At 71.9% G+C, this 15004-nt stretch carries 17 protein-coding genes; 10 read left to right on the top strand and 7 right to left on the bottom strand.

The window, feature by feature from the left end:
* Window positions 1-90: 90 nt before the first annotated feature.
* The 7 genes from IEZ00_RS13095 (at window position 91) to IEZ00_RS13065 (ending at window position 5613) form a co-directional block, all read left to right on the top strand.
* On the top strand, window positions 91-1194 hold the full coding sequence (locus IEZ00_RS13095; RefSeq protein ID WP_189223499.1) for a sensor histidine kinase: 1104 nt from the start codon (window positions 91-93) through the stop codon (window positions 1192-1194).
* The gene (locus IEZ00_RS13090) at window positions 1191-1835 is read left to right on the top strand and encodes a response regulator (RefSeq protein WP_268248704.1); all 645 of its coding nucleotides are present in this window, start codon (window positions 1191-1193) and stop codon (window positions 1833-1835) included. The genes IEZ00_RS13095 and IEZ00_RS13090 overlap by 4 nt, the downstream gene beginning before the upstream one ends.
* 208 nt (window positions 1836-2043) lie before the next feature.
* Window positions 2044-2286, top strand: a complete 243-nt coding sequence (locus IEZ00_RS13085; RefSeq protein ID WP_189223498.1) for a DUF6355 family natural product biosynthesis protein — start codon at window positions 2044-2046, stop codon at window positions 2284-2286.
* 279 nt (window positions 2287-2565) lie between these two features.
* A complete protein-coding gene (locus IEZ00_RS13080; protein WP_189223497.1) occupies window positions 2566-3327 on the top strand; it encodes a site-specific integrase in 762 nt (253 codons plus the stop codon).
* A gap of 273 nt (window positions 3328-3600) precedes the next feature.
* Entirely contained in the window at window positions 3601-3981 is a 381-nt protein-coding gene (locus IEZ00_RS13075) for a YciI family protein (protein WP_189223496.1), read from the top strand.
* A 14-nt stretch (window positions 3982-3995) separates the two neighbouring features.
* On the top strand, window positions 3996-4355 hold the full coding sequence (locus tag IEZ00_RS13070) for a YciI family protein (protein ID WP_189223495.1): 360 nt from the start codon (window positions 3996-3998) through the stop codon (window positions 4353-4355).
* A 1-nt stretch (window position 4356) separates the two neighbouring features.
* Window positions 4357-5613: an RNA polymerase sigma factor gene (locus IEZ00_RS13065; RefSeq protein ID WP_189223494.1), complete on the top strand. Its 1257-nt coding sequence runs from the start codon at window positions 4357-4359 to the stop codon at window positions 5611-5613.
* A 26-nt stretch (window positions 5614-5639) separates the two neighbouring features.
* Here the strand turns inward: IEZ00_RS13065 and IEZ00_RS13060 are convergent, their stop codons facing one another.
* Together IEZ00_RS13060 and IEZ00_RS13055 are read right to left on the bottom strand one after the other, a co-directional pair.
* On the bottom strand, window positions 5640-7235 hold the full coding sequence (locus tag IEZ00_RS13060; protein WP_189223493.1) for an MFS transporter: 1596 nt from the start codon (window positions 7233-7235) through the stop codon (window positions 5640-5642).
* Window positions 7236-8233: 998 nt separating this feature from the next.
* Window positions 8234-8395: a hypothetical protein gene (locus IEZ00_RS13055; RefSeq protein WP_189223492.1), complete on the bottom strand. Its 162-nt coding sequence runs from the start codon at window positions 8393-8395 to the stop codon at window positions 8234-8236.
* A gap of 89 nt (window positions 8396-8484) precedes the next feature.
* Here IEZ00_RS13055 and IEZ00_RS13050 point away from each other — a divergent pair, with 89 nt between their 5' ends.
* Together IEZ00_RS13050 and IEZ00_RS13045 are read left to right on the top strand one after the other, a co-directional pair.
* A complete protein-coding gene (locus IEZ00_RS13050; protein WP_189223491.1) occupies window positions 8485-9471 on the top strand; it encodes an SDR family oxidoreductase in 987 nt (328 codons plus the stop codon).
* Window positions 9472-9540: 69 nt separating this feature from the next.
* Window positions 9541-9945, top strand: coding sequence for a PRC-barrel domain containing protein (locus IEZ00_RS13045; RefSeq protein ID WP_189223490.1), 405 nt, complete (start codon window positions 9541-9543; stop codon window positions 9943-9945).
* A 145-nt stretch (window positions 9946-10090) separates the two neighbouring features.
* Here the strand turns inward: IEZ00_RS13045 and IEZ00_RS13040 are convergent, their stop codons facing one another.
* The 3 genes from IEZ00_RS13040 to IEZ00_RS13030 all read right to left on the bottom strand — a co-directional run bounded on the left by IEZ00_RS13040 (window position 10091) and on the right by IEZ00_RS13030 (window position 11810).
* On the bottom strand, window positions 10091-10603 hold the full coding sequence (locus tag IEZ00_RS13040; RefSeq protein WP_189223489.1) for a DUF1877 family protein: 513 nt from the start codon (window positions 10601-10603) through the stop codon (window positions 10091-10093).
* 69 nt (window positions 10604-10672) lie between these two features.
* Complete coding sequence (locus tag IEZ00_RS13035; protein ID WP_189223488.1) at window positions 10673-10891, bottom strand: hypothetical protein; 219 nt, start codon at window positions 10889-10891, stop codon at window positions 10673-10675.
* A gap of 31 nt (window positions 10892-10922) precedes the next feature.
* On the bottom strand, window positions 10923-11810 hold the full coding sequence (locus tag IEZ00_RS13030) for a fumarylacetoacetate hydrolase family protein (protein WP_189223487.1): 888 nt from the start codon (window positions 11808-11810) through the stop codon (window positions 10923-10925).
* Between the two features lie 88 nt (window positions 11811-11898).
* Between IEZ00_RS13030 and IEZ00_RS13025 the strand changes: the two genes are divergently transcribed.
* Window positions 11899-12537, top strand: coding sequence for a hypothetical protein (locus tag IEZ00_RS13025; RefSeq protein WP_189223486.1), 639 nt, complete (start codon window positions 11899-11901; stop codon window positions 12535-12537).
* Window positions 12538-12543: 6 nt separating this feature from the next.
* Here the strand turns inward: IEZ00_RS13025 and IEZ00_RS13020 are convergent, their stop codons facing one another.
* On the bottom strand, window positions 12544-13521 hold the full coding sequence (locus IEZ00_RS13020) for an arabinan endo-1,5-alpha-L-arabinosidase (RefSeq protein ID WP_229795562.1): 978 nt from the start codon (window positions 13519-13521) through the stop codon (window positions 12544-12546).
* A 37-nt stretch (window positions 13522-13558) separates the two neighbouring features.
* Window positions 13559-15001, bottom strand: coding sequence for a family 43 glycosylhydrolase (locus IEZ00_RS13015; protein ID WP_189223485.1), 1443 nt, complete (start codon window positions 14999-15001; stop codon window positions 13559-13561).
* Window positions 15002-15004 lie beyond the last annotated feature (3 nt).

Below are 15004 nucleotides of genomic sequence, written 5' to 3'. Positions count from 1 at the left end.
CCCGCCGCGCGCCTCCGTACGGTGCCCCACGTGGACGGACTTCCCCTCAACGAGCGACGTGTCCCGGTACTCGTCGGGTTTTGCCTCGCGGTGCTGCTGGTCTTGGAGATGCTGCCGGGGTTCCGGTTCGGCGCCCACCGGGAGCTGGCCGCGTGGCTGCTGACGTGGCCGGTGATCGGGCTGGCGGTGCTGGCCGTCCGGACCCCGGTGCGCGCGTCGCTGCTGGCCGCCGGGTGGCTGCTGGTCGCGTCCACCGCGGACCGCTGGCTCAACGCCGTGCTGCCTGCCGTGGTCAGCCCGCTGACCCCGGCCGAGACCGCGGCGTGCGCGGTGCTGGTGACGCTGGCGGTGCGGCAGGCGCCTGCCAGGCAGGCGGCGCTGTCGGTGACCGCGCTCTGCGTGGCGGCGGCGGTCGGCGCGGTGGTGCGCGACCCCGTGCTCGTCCGCGTCATCGGCGACTCGTCCGACGCGCTGGCGACCGTCCTGCTGTTCGCGCTCACCGTCGTGGTGGGGCTGTACCTGCGGGGTCGGGACGCGGAGCGGAACCGGGCCCTCATCGGCGCGGAGTCGAGGGTGCGCCGGGAGGAGCGGATCTCGCTGGCCCGCGAGCTGCACGACGTGGTCGCCCACCACGTGTCCGGGATGGTGGTGCAGGCCCAAGCCGCCCTGGAGGTGGCCGGGAACGACCCGACCGCGGCCCACCGGCTGCTGCCGGGCATCGTCAGCACCGGCACGGATGCCCTGTCAGCGATGCGACGGCTGGTGGGCACGCTGCGTCAAGGCGACGACGCGACCGCGGAAGCGACCGTCGACCTGCGCGCGGACGTGCTGGCCGCGGCCAAGCGGGCCGGGCAGGACGGGTTGCCGGTGCGCACGTGCGTGGAGCTGGAGCAGGACGTGCCGCCCGAGGTGGGCCGCTCGGTGCTGCGACTGGTCCAGGAGTCGCTGGCCAACGCCCGGCGGCACGCCGACTCGCCGACCGAGGTCGAGGTGCGGCTGTCCGCGTTCGCGGGGGTCCTGCGGCTGGTGGTCGCCGACGACGGGCGCGGTGCCCCGGCCACCGGGGACGCGGGCTACGGTCTGCTCGGGATGCGGGAGCGAGTGGAGCTGCTCGGCGGCCGGTTCGCCGCGGGCCCCGACGACCGGGGCTGGCGGGTGTTCGCGGAGCTGCCGCTGGAAGGGAGCGGCCGGTGACGATCAGGGTGCTGGTCGCCGACGACCAGGAGATGGTCCGGGTCGGCTTCCGGATGATCCTGGACAACCAGCCCGACATCGAGGTGGTCGCGGACGTGGCCGACGGGGCTGCGGCCGTGGCCAGGGCCCGCGAGCTGCGGCCCGACGTGTGCCTGCTGGACGTCCGAATGCCCGAGCTGGACGGCCTGGAGGTCACCCGCCTGCTGGCGGGTCCCGGCGTGGCCGACCCGCTGAAGGTGGTCGTGGTGACCACCTTCGACCTCGACGAGTACGTGCACGCGGCGCTGGGGCACGGGGCCAGCGGCTTCCTGCTCAAGGACGCGGGCCCGGCGCTGCTGGTGGAAGCCGTGCGCGCCGCGGCTGCGGGCAACGCGCTGATCTCGCCGCAGGTCACCGTGCGGATGCTGCGCCACTTCGCCCGGCCGCTGGACGAACCGGGGGCGGAGCTGCTGACGCCGCGCGAGCGGGACGTGGTGCGGGAGGTCGCGCGGGGGCTGACCAACCAGGAGATCGCGGCCGCGCTGTTCCTGTCGCTGTCGACGGTGAAGACCCACCTGGCGTCGGCGCAGGGCAAGCTCGGCGCGCGCAACCGCGTGGAGATCGCCTCCTGGGCGTGGCGCGTCGGACTGATGTCCTCTTAGGTCGTGCTTCCGGTGTGGCGCAACCAGGATCTGCTCGTCGGAGGCGGGTGTCCGCGCGCCGTCACCTGACCGGGTGGAGATGGTGGTGCCCGACCCGCATGAAGTGGTGTGGTGTTGAGGTAATGCCTCTTGGGGGGAGAAGTCGATGATTCGGAACACTCGCGCAGGTGTCGTCCGCCTGGCAGCTGCCACGGCAGCGGTCGCGTTCATGTTCGTGGGGACCGGTTCGATCGCGAACGCCGCGATGGCCGCTGACAAGCCGTGCGGCTACTCGGAATCCGAGGGCTCGGCCTGGTACAACCACTGCACGTCGGACGGCAGCAAGATCTGGATCAAGATCGATGTCGTCGCCGGGCTCGACAGCGAGCGGTGCGTCAACCCCGGCACCACCAAGCTCGGTCCCGCCTGGTCGACGCGGGGTGCCTGGTACGACCGCCTGTGCAACCGCTGATCCACGCAGCTGGACAAGTTCTTCGAGGAGGCGGACCGCTCGCGCGGCGCAGCGGCACCAGTACCGCAGGTTGAACCTCGTCGTCGGTGCCCGGACGGACTCCAACCGCTTCGCCGGGCTGATGGCCTGGGACATCCTGCGCGGCATGGCCACTTCCCACCAGGGACGCCGCCGACGCTGCGTACCCACATCCACAAGGGGCGGCGTTCACCGGAGGAGCTGGTCGACTTCCACGGCGTCCGCGATCCTGATGTCCGGCAGCTGATCATCGACTACATCGTGCATCGCCAGGGCGACATCGACTACGTCACCCGCGAGGGGCTGGCCAGGGCCATCGCGGGGTCGTTCCGGAGCGGGATCGAGAAGATCGCGCCCGGCCAGCGGGACTTCGACATCGCGTCGGAGGTCTACGACCAGTGGCGTGAGACCGTGCGCGTACGCAAGGACGGCAGCCCTCGGGTTGGCGGAGGCACCGGCCTGCTGCTTCCGGTGCGTGCGTACGGGGCTTCGGCAGGCGGCGACGCGGGATCAAGGAGCGGATGGCCGACCGGGTTCGCCAGCGCCAGCCGCTGCTGTCGACGCTCGTCGCGCACGTCGAGGAGCGCTACACGGGCTTGCGGGAGCTGCTGGTGGCCGCGCTCCGCGCCGCTGGACGGGGTGTTCGCCACGGCGGTCGCTCCTACCAGCGGATGGGCGCTCGCGCCGATCAGCGCCATCGCGACGATCCGCAGTTCCCGCTGGGAATGGGCCTGTGTCGAGGTCCTGCGTCCCACAGGCGTCCGGGCCGAGGAACTCGTGGAGTTGGCGCACACCGGCATCCGCCAGTACGAGCGGCCCAACGGCGAGATGATCGCCCTGCTGGTGATCGCCCCCTCGAAGACCGACCGGGAGCGCGTCATCCCCATGCCGGCGGAGCTGTTCCATGTGATCGCCACGATCGTGCTGCGCCAGACCGCGCACGACCCGATCCCGCTGGTCCCCCGCTACGACGGGCACGATCGGAAGTGGGCCGCGCCGATGCCGCATTTGTTCCAGCGGTAGATCGGTGAAGAGCGGCTGAATCTCGCTGGGAGTGAGCTGCAGGCAAGCCGGCGAAGCGTCCTCAGAAGCAGCAGCGTACGTTCACGCGGCGTGCGCGGACGTCGACGAGACTCGGCGGTCGAAGCGGGGCAAGTCCACTCGGTTTGTCCGCGTGCGGTCGGAGAGGCGGCTGATCCCGCGTCATGGCCCCCAGGCGATGTCAAGATCGGCTGCTCGGCGACGACCACTGGACGAGCGACGTCACCAGGGCGCGCCGGCTGTCGAGGAGAAGACATGAAGTTCCTGTTGATCATGCACGTGAACCCGCAGATCTGGGAGGCCCTCACCGAGGATGAGCGCAACGAGGTGATGCGGGGCCACGGTGGGTTCATCGAGACGATCCGCGAATCCGGTGAGCTGCTCGGCACGACCGCGCTGGCCGGCCCCGACGACAGCGCCGTAGTTCGGGTCCGCGGAGGTGTTCCCACGGTGAGCGACGGACCGTACCTGGAGGCCAAGGAGTTTCTCGGTGGTTACTACCTCGTCGAATGCGCGAGCCGGGACCGCGCTCTCGAACTGGCCGGGATGATCCCGGACGCCAAGGTGGAGGGACTCGGCGTCGAGGTCCGCCCGGTGGTTTTCGCGGCGGGGGCAGAAGCGGCGGCGGACGTGTGAGCGGTGCCGCAGGGATGAAGTTCCTGTTGAACGCATATGCCGCGTCCGCGGTCACGGTGGCGCGGTCGGAGGCCGAGCGGGATGCCGTGGTGGATCACGCGGACTTCGTGGCGGCGGCGCGGGAGTCGGGTGAACTGATCGGTGGCGGGGTGCTCGCGGACTCGTCGACCGGTGTGCTGGTACGTGCCCGCGAAGGCCGGACCACCGTGGCCGACGGGCCCCACCTCGACTCGCCTGTTCGACTTGCCGCCTGTTACCTGGTCGATTGCGAGGACCGCGATCGCGCTGTGGGATTGGCGGCGACGGTCCTGGCCGCGCACTACGACGCGGTCGAGGTGCGGCCGGTGATGCTGGCCGCCGGGATGGAGATGTGAGATGAGCGCCGAGGACCTCGGTCGCCTGTTGCGGGGGCTGGCACCGCAGGTCCTCGGCGCACTCCTGCGCAGGTACCACGACTTCGACTCCTGCGAGGACGCGCTCCAGGAAGCCATGCTGGCGGCGACGATCCAGTGGCCGGTCGACGGCGTGCCGGACAACGCACGCGCCTGGTTGGTCACGGTCGCGTCCCGCAGGGTCATCGACCAGATCCGCAGCGAACGGGCCCGCCGCGACCGGGAAACATCCAGCGCGAGCCGGGAACTCCCGGACGCGCTCGTCGCCCCCGGCCCCGACGAGCGGGTTCCGCGCGACCACGACGACACCCTGACGCTGCTGTTCATGTGCTGCCACCCCGCGCTGACCCCGGCCTCGCAGGTCGCCCTCACGCTGCGCGCCGTCGGTGGTCTGACCACGGCCGAGGTCGCCGGCGCCTTCCTGGTGCCCGAGGCCACCATGGGTCCGCGGATCAGCCGTGCCAAGCAACGGATCCGGGCCGCCGGCACGGCGTTGAGCACGCCCGAGGGGCCGGCGTACGTGGAGCGGCTGGGCGCCGTCCTGCACGTGCTGTACTTGATCTTCAACGAGGGCTACACCGCGAGCTCCGGCCCTGACCTGCAACGACCGGACCTGGCCACCGAGGCCGTCAGGCTCACCCGCGCCATCCACCGTTCGCTGCCCGACGACGGCGAGGTCGCAGGCCTGCTCGCGCTGATGTTGCTGACCGATGCCCGCCGCGCGGCCCGCACCGACGCCGAGGGCGGTCTGATCCCGCTGGCCGAGCAGGACAGGACCCGCTGGGACAGCGACATGGTCCAGGAAGGCGCTCGGCTGGTCACCGATGCGATGCTGCGATCGCCGCTCGGCCCGTACCAGTTGCAGGCGGCGATCGCGTCCCTCCACGTGCAGGCGCCCCGTGCCGCGGACACCGACTGGCCGCAGATCAGGTTCCTCTACCAGGTGCTGTGCCGGATCGCGCCGAGTCCCATGGCCACGCTCAACCACGCGATCGCGGTGGCCATGACCGACGGTCCGGACGCCGGCCTGGCCATGTTGTCGGCGCTGGCGGCCGACGATCGGATGGCTCGTCACCACCGGCTCACGGCCACACGGGCTCATCTGCTGGAACTCGCCGGAGACACGGCGGCCGCGCGGGAGGACTACCTGCTCGCGTCCCGTCTCACCACCAGCCTGCCCGAGCAGCGCTACCTCCGCACCAGGGCCGACCGGCTCACAGAGACGGACCCGACCTCCTGATGGGTGTGCCGTCGTGCAGATCCCGATCAGTTGGCCGGGACGCCTCTCCCGTCCTCGCTGTCCGCGCCGCGTGGGGTGCCCGGTGTGGGCGACTCGCCGGCCGGTGACGCGCCGGTCGGGGGAATGCCGCGCAGCAGGCGAACGATCAGCACGGCGACGACCGCGAGGACCGCGGCGCTGATCGCGCCGACCAGATGCAGCCCGCTGACGAACGCCTCCCGCGCCGGCGCGAGCAGCGCCCCGGCCTGGTCCTCGGACAGGTCGCGGGCGGCGACCACCGCGTCGGCGAGGCTCTCCCGCGCGGCATCGGCGGCGTGCGCGGGAACGTCACTCGGTGGGGTGAACCGGCTGTCGTAGACGGCGGCACCGATGCTGCCGAGCGCGGCGAGCCCGAACGAGAAGCCGAACTGGCCGCTCGTCTCGTTCAGCGCGGCGGCGGAGCCGGCCTTCTCCGGCGGCGCGCAGGCCATGATCAGGTGGACGCTCAGCGTCACGAGCGGGCCTGAGCCCAGGAAGATCAGCGCGAATCCGGTGGCGAGGGTGGTGGGACCGGAGGTCGTGTCGGTTTGGGTGAGCACGATCAGACCGGACACCGAGATCACCAATCCGGCACCGATCAGATACGCCGGTCGGAACCGGCGGGCAAGGATCGGCGACACGGTCAACGACAGCGCGTTCACCGCGACCGCGGGCATCATCCACAAGCCGGCCTCGAACGGCGAGAGACCCTCGACCAACTGCAGGTCCTGGGTGATGAACAGCATGATCGCGCCCATCAGCAGCGTGCCGGACATCATGGCACCCAGCGCCGTGCTGAAGGACCGATCAGCGAACAGCCGTAGGTCGAGCAGTGGGTGCTCCAGCCGCTGCTGCCTGCGGACGAAGAGGACGGCGAAGGCGAACCCGATCGCGATGCCGGCGACCGGCAGCGCCTGCCAGCCGTTCTTGGCCGACTCCTTGAGGCCGTAGATGGCAGGCACCACGGCGGCCAGGGACAGCGCCACGCTGGTCAAATCCAGCGGCCCGTGGTTCGGGTCGCGGTACTCGGGCAGCAGGACCGGACCCACCGCGAGCAGCAGCACCATCGCCGGCACGCCGAGCAGGAAAACCGAACCCCACCAGAACCCCGACAGCATCGCACCACCCACCACCGGGCCGATCACCGCGCCGACCGAGAAGCACATCCCCCAGAGCCCGATCGCCAGCCCCATCTGCTTGGGGTCCCGGAACAGCGTGCGGATCAGCGAGATCGTCGACGGCGCCAGGATCGCACCGGCCACACCCAGCACGGCACGGGCCACGATCAGCATCGCCGGGCTGGTCGAGTACGCGGCGGCGACGGAGGCGACGCCGAACACCGCAGCCCCGATCAGCAGCAACTTCCTCCGGCCGATCCGGTCGCCGAGGGTGCCCATCGTGATCACGAACCCGGCGAGCAGGAACCCGTACATGTCGGTGATCCACAGTTGCTCGATGCTGCTCGCGCCCAGGTCCGCTGTCAGGTCGGGAAGCGCGAGGAGCAGGACGTACACGTCGATGGAGACCAGCAGCGTCGGCAGAGCGAGCACGGCGAGCGCGATCCATTCCCGCCGCCCCGCCCTCGTCGGGGCCATGTCGTTCATGGCGGTCCTTCCAAGTTCACCGGTGGTCCGCCCACCGGCCGGGCCGGTTGTCACGGACAGGTCGGAGCGGTCGACCGGTTCTTGACATCCGGCGGGGAGCACGGTGACAGGCGGTTGGGCCACGGAGGTGCGCTCGACCGCGAGACGTGCATGGTGTGACGATCATGCTGACGCCACGGAGCCGCGTCTTCCGGAACCGCGCCGCCGGGTATTCAGCGGTTGCGTGGCTACCGACGCAGAGGCGGAGCGCCCTCCGGCCACACCTGCCGCTCATCGGCATCAAGGACGTTGTGCGATCGTCTGGCGGCACCGCCACACCGCGAGGTGTGACGGCGAGACGGCCAACTCCTCAAGCACCCGAACCGATCAGCCCGGCGTGTCCTCTTGCTTGGTGCAGAGAAGCTCGCCGAGCCGGTCGGCGTACTCCTGGCGGTAGAGCGTGCCGTGGGACATGCCGTAGTAGCTGATCTTCTCCTCGCCGAGCGCCTCGGGAGGTCGTCCATGTCGCGCACGGCGCTCTGCGCGTCGACCCGGCCGAACACCGGTCCGGTGCGCGCGGCAGTCCTCGGCCAGACCGCGGTTGTAGGCGGCGAGCAGGTCGAACTCCTCCCGCGCGTCCGGTCGGCCGGGGGGTGCGGCAGCCCGACGGCCTCGGTGTCGCAGTAGATCGGGCTGCTGTCGCCCACTCCGCGCGGGTCGAAGCCGACGACCACCAGCACGCCGATGCGGCGCGCGGGGTCGGTCGCCTCGCGCCGGGCGACGGCCAGGTCCACCCTCGGTCCCCTTGGCCGCGCCCGGTCCACCGGGACGGTGAGGGTGGCGCAGTCGGCCTCGGGGACGTCCGGGAAGGACCGCCACCGCAGCGGGAGCGCGGTGGCGGGGACAACGGGTGCGGCCGCGGCGAGCAGCAGACAGGCGGCGAGCGCCCCGAGGGCGCGCTGTGCGGCTCCGGTCACGCCCGGCGAGACGGCCCGCGCGACAGCGCGCGGGCTACCGGGTCAGGTGTCGCTGGGGTTGGACCAGGGCGGCTGCTCCTCGGCCAGTTCCAGGTACTCGTCCACCTGCTGCGGAGTCGGGTCCACGCCCGCCTCCTCGGCGAACTCCTCGGGGTCCGGTTCGGCGGTCGGGTCGTCCGGTGGCGGCGCGTCGTTCTCGGTCACCGGCCGGGGCTACCCGTGAACCGCGCGCCTACACCCGCGCGCCACGGGTACCCACCGGTTCCGCGGAACTCGAACCCAAGGGGTGTGCGATGCCGAAACCGGTGTCCGAGCAGGTCGTCGTCATAGCGGGTGCGTCCACCGGCATCGGCCGGGCCACCGCGCTGGCCTTCGCCGAACAGGGCGCTCGCGTGGTGTGCGCGGCGCGGGGCGTGCAGGCGCTGGACACGCTGGTGCGGGAGATCGGGCCGGAGCGCGCGCTGGCCGTGCCGACCGACGTGGCCGACCCGGTCGCGGTGCGGGCGCTGGCCGCCGCCGCGGAGGAGCGGTTCGGGCGCATCGACACCTGGGTCAACAACGCCGCGGTGGGCGTGTGGGGCAAGGTCGAGGACATCACCGACGAGGAGTTCGACCGGGTCATGCGGGTGAACTTCCTCGGTCACGTGCACGGCGTGCGGGCGGCGCTGCCCGCGCTGCGCCGCGCCGGGGGCGGCGTGATCATCGGGGTCGCCTCGGTCGAGGGCATCCGCTCGGTGCCGCTGCACGCGCCCTACACCGCCAGCAAGTTCGCGCTGCGCGGCTTCTACGACTGCCTGCGCATGGAACTGGCGCAGGAGGGCGCCCCGATCGCGGTGTCGACCATCCTGCCCGCGTCCATCGACACGCCGTTCTTCGAGCACTCGCGCAGCAAGCTCGGCGCGCTGCCCAAGCCGCCACCGCCGGTCTACGCGCCCGAGGTGGTGGCCGAGAGCATCGTGCACGCCGCCGAGCACCCGAGCCGGGAGATCCCGGTCGGTGGCGCGGCGGTGGCGTTCTTCCTCGGCCAGCGGCTGGCCCCCGCGCTGACCGACGCGGTGATGTCCATCCGCCGCCTGGGCGCGAACGTGCTGCGCAACGACCGCCCGGACAACGGCGTGGACAACCTGGACGCGCCGCTGGACGAGCCGGGCCAGGTGCACGGCAGCCACCCCGGTCCGGTGCTGCGGCACAGCACGTTCACCCGGCTGTTCGGCAGGCTGCCCCGACCCGGTGAACTGCTGACCGCCGCGGTGGCCAAGCGGCACCGGCAAGCGAGCTGATGGCATCGATGGCACATCACGTGGGTAACCCGATGGGGTGACGGCGTCCACCGAGAACCGGAGGCAAGGATGCAAGCGTTCCCGTTCGCCCCGTGGCTGTGGCGCGACGCGGTGCAACTGATCACCCAGCCCGAGCACGACCTGCCCGACGACCCCGGCCACGAGCGCCCCGACATCGGTCTGATCGGCTACCGGGTGCACGCCCAGGACGGTCCCATCGGCGCCGTGTCCGAGATCAACGCGCGCGTGCCCGCCGACTGCCTGCTGGTCGACACCGACGACCGCCGCGTGGTGCTGCCGGTCGGCACCGTGCACCGGGTCGACCACCAGCGGCGCGAGGTGCACGTGGACCGCACCCGGCAGCAGGTGGTCGACTCCCCGGAGTACGACCCGGACACCTTCGACAGCGAGGAGTACCGCAGCAAGCTCGGCCAGTACTACGCCGACACCTACCAGCACAGCCCGGCGCGGTAGCCGGCGCGGTGGTCACCACCGCCCGCCGGACGACGGTGGTCGTCCGGCGGGCCGACGGCTGCACCACGGCGCCGGCGCAGCGGATCGCGCGGGCATAGGCGCTCAAGCGGTTCTACGCGGACGCGGGTCCGCTGGTGCCGTCAGCTCAGTCCCACCACAGCACTGCCGCCCGTTCGCGGTCGGCCGCTTCGCCGTAGAAGTCGCGCAGGGCGATGTACTGACGGACGACCTCGTCCCGCAGTCCGACCACCTCGCTCGCCACACCGCGCAGCACAGCCTGGACACCGCCGGAGTCTTCCGGCACGGCCGCGCGAACGGCCTTTGGGGACAACGCGCGCAGCGCGTCGGCGACCTCGGCGACCACCTCCGGCTCCAACGCGGTGACCGGGTGCTCCCACACCGTGTCGGGGTGGTTCCGGTAGGCCGGGTTGACCTCCTCGTCACCGTGGAACGCCCGCCGCAGCACGGGCAGCGCCGCAGGGGCGATGTCGGTGCGCTCCCACACCCGTTCCAGCACTGCGGGCCACCAGTCGAGGTCGAGGTGGTCGGCCCGCGAAACCGACCGCAACGAGCACACCCGGTGCAGCTGCGCCACCGACGCACGGCACTTGGCCAACCGCTTCACCGGAATGCGCACGAGCTGCTGCGTCACCGCCACCCGCGCAGCATGGTCTCCACTCCCCCGCGCCGCACCCCATTTCCGCGCGGTCGGGTGGCCGGGTAGTAGTCAGCGGCCTCGTGGGGCGGGTCGGGTGGTACTTGCACGCGCGGGGTGAGGAGGGGACTGGTCGGTGGACGCGCCGATGTCGGCGGCGCGGGCGCGCAGGCGTTCCCGGATCTCGTCGGGCGTGTAGGCGCGGCGCTGCCGCTCCGCGCGGGCGATCACCGCGCCGGTCGCCGCCACGCCGACCACGCCCGCCAGTCCGAGCCACTTCCACCACCGCACGGGGCCAGTATGTTCCGCGCGGCGGACCCGATCAAGGCTGCCCGGCCGAGCCGCGCCGGGCCGCGGAGCCGTCGACCATCGGGTTGCGCAGCTGCCCGACGCCGGTGATCCAGCTGACCAGGGTGTCGCCCGCGGTGAGGAACACCGGTGGCGTGCGGGCCACGCCGACACCGGCGGGCGTGCCGGTGAAGATCAGGTCACCGGGCAGCAGCGGGCACACCGCGGACAGCCGCGCGATCAGTTCCGGGACGCCGAAGACCATGTCCCCGGTCCGCCCGCGCTGGAGGACCTCCCCGCCCGCCAGGCCGCAGCCGAGTTCGAGGTCGTCGGGGTCCGCCAGTTCGTCCGGGGTGACCAGCGCGGGACCGGTCGGCGCGAATCCGGGGTACGACTTGCCCAGGGAGAACTGGGGAGCGGACCCGGCCAGCTGCAGCCCCCGCTCGGACAGGTCCTGGCCGACGGTCACCCCGGCGACGTGGTGCCACGCCTCGGCCTCGCCGACGCGCTCGCAGCGCCTGCCGATCACGACCACCAGCGCGACCCCCCAGTCGACCGAACCCGCGGGCAGGCGGACGGACGCGGCGGGACCGGTGAGGGAGGTGGGGAACTTGGTGAACACCGCCGGGGTCTCCGGGACGGCCAGCCCGACCTCCTCCGCGTGGTCGCGGTAGTTGAGGCCGATCGCGAACACCTGCCGAGGTCGCGGGACGGGCGGTCCGAGGACCGCGTCCTCGGTGACCCGGTGAGCTCCCGGCACCTCGTGCTCGGGCAGGGCGTGCGACCAGTCGACCAGCTCGTCCCACACCTCGAACGCGGCTTGCGGGTCGTGGCTGAAACGGCCACCGCTGGCCGAGGCGACGTCCACGTAGCCCGCGGCCGTCGACACCACCAGCCTGCCCTCGACGTTGGCGATTCGCATCGGACGCCCCACCTGCCCCAGGAATATCGCCATTCTGACACGCCCTTGCGAGACCACTCCCCCGAGGTGGTGACACTAGGCTGCCCGCATGGGCGAGACGAGGATCAGCCTCGACGAGGCCGTCGAGCTGACGCGCACCGGCGACGTGTGGCTGTTCCGCGGCAGCTCGGCGGCCGACCGGGCCATCCGGATGACCACCAACAGCCCGGTCAACCACGTCGGCATGTCCGTGGTGCTGGACGACCTGCCGCCGCTGATGTGGCACGCCGAGCTGGGCCGCTCGCTGCCGGACCTGTGGTCGGGCACCCACCAGCGCGGAGTGCAGCTGCACGACCTGCGCGAAGCGGTCCTGGTGTGGGCGCGCAAGTACGGCCAGCGCGCGTGGCTGCGCCAGCTGGAGCACGAACCCACCCGCGAGACCGAGGACGCGGTGCTGCGCACCATCGCCCGGTTGGACGGCACGCCGTTCCCCTCCACCGCCCAGCTGGCCACGCGGTGGTTGCGCGGACGGCTGCCGCTGCCGCGGCGCGGCCGGTCCGAGGCGGCGCTGGAGACGGCCTACTGCGCCGAGGTCGTGGCGGTCACCTACGAGGCGATGGGACTGCTGCCCGCCGGGCGCCGGGTGAACTGGTACGACCCCGGCCGGTTCTGGAGCGGGGACGCCCTGGAACTGCTGTCCGGCGCCCGACTGGGCACCGAGATCGCCGTGGAGGTCCCCGCGCCCTGACTGTCCTCAGTGGACGTAGGGCCAGCCCGCCGAGTCGTACGCGAGCAGGTTGACGCCCAGCAGTGCCGCGCCGTTGTCGGCGTAGTAGTGGTAGGCCAGGACGTCGCTGTCGGTGTCGGTGAACACCGCTTGGTGTCCGGGGCCGTGGACGTCGCCGTGGCCTGCGAGGACTTCCGTCCCACCGCCGGAGGTCAGGGCGGTGCCGTCGCGGTCGAGGTAAGGGCCGGTGACGGCGGTGGAGCGGCCGACCATGACGCGGTAGGTGCTGGCGGCCCCTCGGCAGCACAGGTCGAACGAGACGTAGAGGTAGTAGTACGAGCCGCGCTTGACGATCACCGGGGCCTCGACAGCACCGCCGCCGCGCCCGGCGATGGAGCGGATGGCGCTGTCGGACCGCTTGCCGGTGGACGGGTCGAGCGCCACCAGCTTGACGCCCGACCAGAACGAGCCGAAGCTCAGCCACCAGCGCCCCTGGTCGTCGACCACCAGGTTCGGGTCGATGGCGTTGAAGTCGTCCGAGGTCCGGGACTCGATCACCAGTCCGTGGTCGGTCCAGGTGCCGGAGTCGCCGCTCGGACTGGTGGCCAGGAAGATCGCCGAGCGGTTGGAACCGAAGGTGGAGGCCGAGTAGTACAGCCAGTACCGGCCGTCGTGGTAGGACAGGTCCGGCGCCCACAGGTTGCGGCTGCCGCCGGTGTAGGCGGTCGTCCACGGCGCGCCACCGGGGAAGGCCGATCCGGCGTCACGGAAGGCCGTGCGGTCGGCCGAGGTCTTCAGCGCGATGCCGTCGCCGGTGTGCGCGACGAGGTACCCGCCGTTGGGGCGTTTGACCACGGTCGGGTCGTGCACCCCGATGTCCCCGGTGACGTAGCCGGGACCGGGGTAGGCCGCCGCGCGCGCCTCCGCCGGAGTTCCCGGTCCGGTCGCGGTGGCGACCAGTGCCGCCACCGCCAGCAGGACTCCGGCAGACCGGGGTGTGGTCACCGCGGTACCTCCTCGCTGCGTTGTCGAAGGCGGCGGGTCATTCCAGGGTGAACGTGGCGGCGGCTCGTCCGGGCGCGTCGGAGGCGGTCCGCAGCACCAGGCGGGGGTTGTCGTTGCGCACGTAGTAGCCGGGGAGGTTCTGCGACTCCAACGAGATCCCGGCGCTGTCGGCCAGTCCGGCGTGGCGGGTGAAGGTGGCGTCGGCGCGGAAGGTCGCGGTGCCGTCGTCGCGCTCCACCCACAGCTGGTGGTCCCGGTGCCGCAGGTAGTAGCCGGGGTAGTTGGTGGACTCCAGCGACACCGCCGCCGCCCCGCTCAGGCCGGGCACGATCCGGAACTGCGAGTCGGCCAGCAGCCGGACGTCGGCCTCCACCCGTGCCTGGAAGTCGTAGTGGCGCACGAAGGACTCGGTGCCGTGGGCCTTGAGCCGGACCGGTGTGACGCCGTCGGGCACGGGGATGCCGAAGTTCGGCGTGCCGTCGGCGTTCCAGTACAGCTTCTGCACGCGGGTGCGGCGGTTGGGGTCGTCGAGCGGGTCGCCGGAGATGTCGCGGTAGTTGCGGTCGTGGTAGACGAGGATGTCGCTCTGGCCGTCCTCGGACACGGTGAACGAGTTGTGCCCCGGACCGTACTGGCCGGTGGCGGTGTTGCTGGCGAACACGGGGTTCGGCGACTTGGTCCACGCCGCCGGGTCCAGGGGGTCGGCCGACGCCGGGGCGGTGAGCAGGCCCAGGCAGTAGTTGGCGTCGGTGGCGCTGGCCGAGTAGGTCAGGAACAGCCGCCCGTTGCGCTGGATCACCGCAGGCCCCTCGGCGACCTTGTAGCCACGCGTCTCCCACGCCAGCGTCGGCACCACCAGCCGCGTCACCGCCCCGGTGATCGTCCACGGCGTCGCGCCCATGCGGGCGATGTAGACGTTGGAGTTGGTGCTGATGCCCGGTTCCTGCTGCGCCCACACGAGGTAGCGGACACCGTTGGCGACGAACGTGGAAGCGTCCAGGGAGAAGGTGTCCCAGGGCGTGGTGATGCGGCCGCGTTCGGTCCAGGAACCGGTCAGCGGGTTGGCGCTGGAGCTCTCCAGCACGTACATCCTGATGCGCCACACGTCGTCCGCACGACCCGCGGCGAAGTAGACGTACCACTTGCCGTTGATGAAGTGGATCTCGGGCGCCCAGATGTGCGCGCCCATCTCGCCGCTGGCGTGCTTGCGCCAGATGACCGTCTCCGCCGCGCTCGCCAGACCTTGCAGAGTGGTCGCGCGGCGCAGCACGATCCGGTCGTACTCCGGGGCGGTCGCGGTGAAGTAGTAGTAGCCGTCGGTGTGCTTGAAGATGTGCGGATCGGCGCGATTGTTCGCGAGCGGGTTGGTGTACCGCACGGCGGGCGCGGCCTGCGCGGTCGGAACCGCGACGACGGCCGCCGCGGCCAGCACCGCCACCACGATCGGCACGGCCGCCCGCCGGAAGAGGCGCACGCTCATCGG

The sequence above is a fragment of the Saccharothrix coeruleofusca genome (assembly GCF_014648515.1).
GTDB lineage: Bacteria > Actinomycetota > Actinomycetes > Mycobacteriales > Pseudonocardiaceae > Actinosynnema > Actinosynnema coeruleofuscum.
This window is presented reverse-complemented; position numbering and strand designations above follow the sequence as displayed.

Excerpts from the sequence above, each read along its gene's own strand:
- IEZ00_RS13085 (WP_189223498.1), top strand. The coding sequence starts at position 2,044 with ATGTTCGTGGGGACCGGTTCGATCGCGAACGCCGCGATGGCCGCTGAC.
- IEZ00_RS13075 (WP_189223496.1), top strand. The coding sequence starts at position 3,601 with ATGAAGTTCCTGTTGATCATGCACGTGAACCCGCAGATCTGGGAGGCC.
- IEZ00_RS13070 (WP_189223495.1), top strand. The coding sequence starts at position 3,996 with ATGAAGTTCCTGTTGAACGCATATGCCGCGTCCGCGGTCACGGTGGCG.
- IEZ00_RS13065 (WP_189223494.1), top strand. The coding sequence starts at position 4,357 with ATGAGCGCCGAGGACCTCGGTCGCCTGTTGCGGGGGCTGGCACCGCAG.
- IEZ00_RS13060 (WP_189223493.1), bottom strand. The coding sequence starts at position 7,235 with ATGAACGACATGGCCCCGACGAGGGCGGGGCGGCGGGAATGGATCGCG.
- IEZ00_RS13050 (WP_189223491.1), top strand. The coding sequence starts at position 8,485 with ATGCCGAAACCGGTGTCCGAGCAGGTCGTCGTCATAGCGGGTGCGTCC.
- IEZ00_RS13045 (WP_189223490.1), top strand. The coding sequence starts at position 9,541 with ATGCAAGCGTTCCCGTTCGCCCCGTGGCTGTGGCGCGACGCGGTGCAA.
- IEZ00_RS13030 (WP_189223487.1), bottom strand. The coding sequence starts at position 11,810 with ATGCGAATCGCCAACGTCGAGGGCAGGCTGGTGGTGTCGACGGCCGCG.
- IEZ00_RS13025 (WP_189223486.1), top strand. The coding sequence starts at position 11,899 with ATGGGCGAGACGAGGATCAGCCTCGACGAGGCCGTCGAGCTGACGCGC.
- IEZ00_RS13015 (WP_189223485.1), bottom strand. The coding sequence starts at position 15,001 with ATGAGCGTGCGCCTCTTCCGGCGGGCGGCCGTGCCGATCGTGGTGGCG.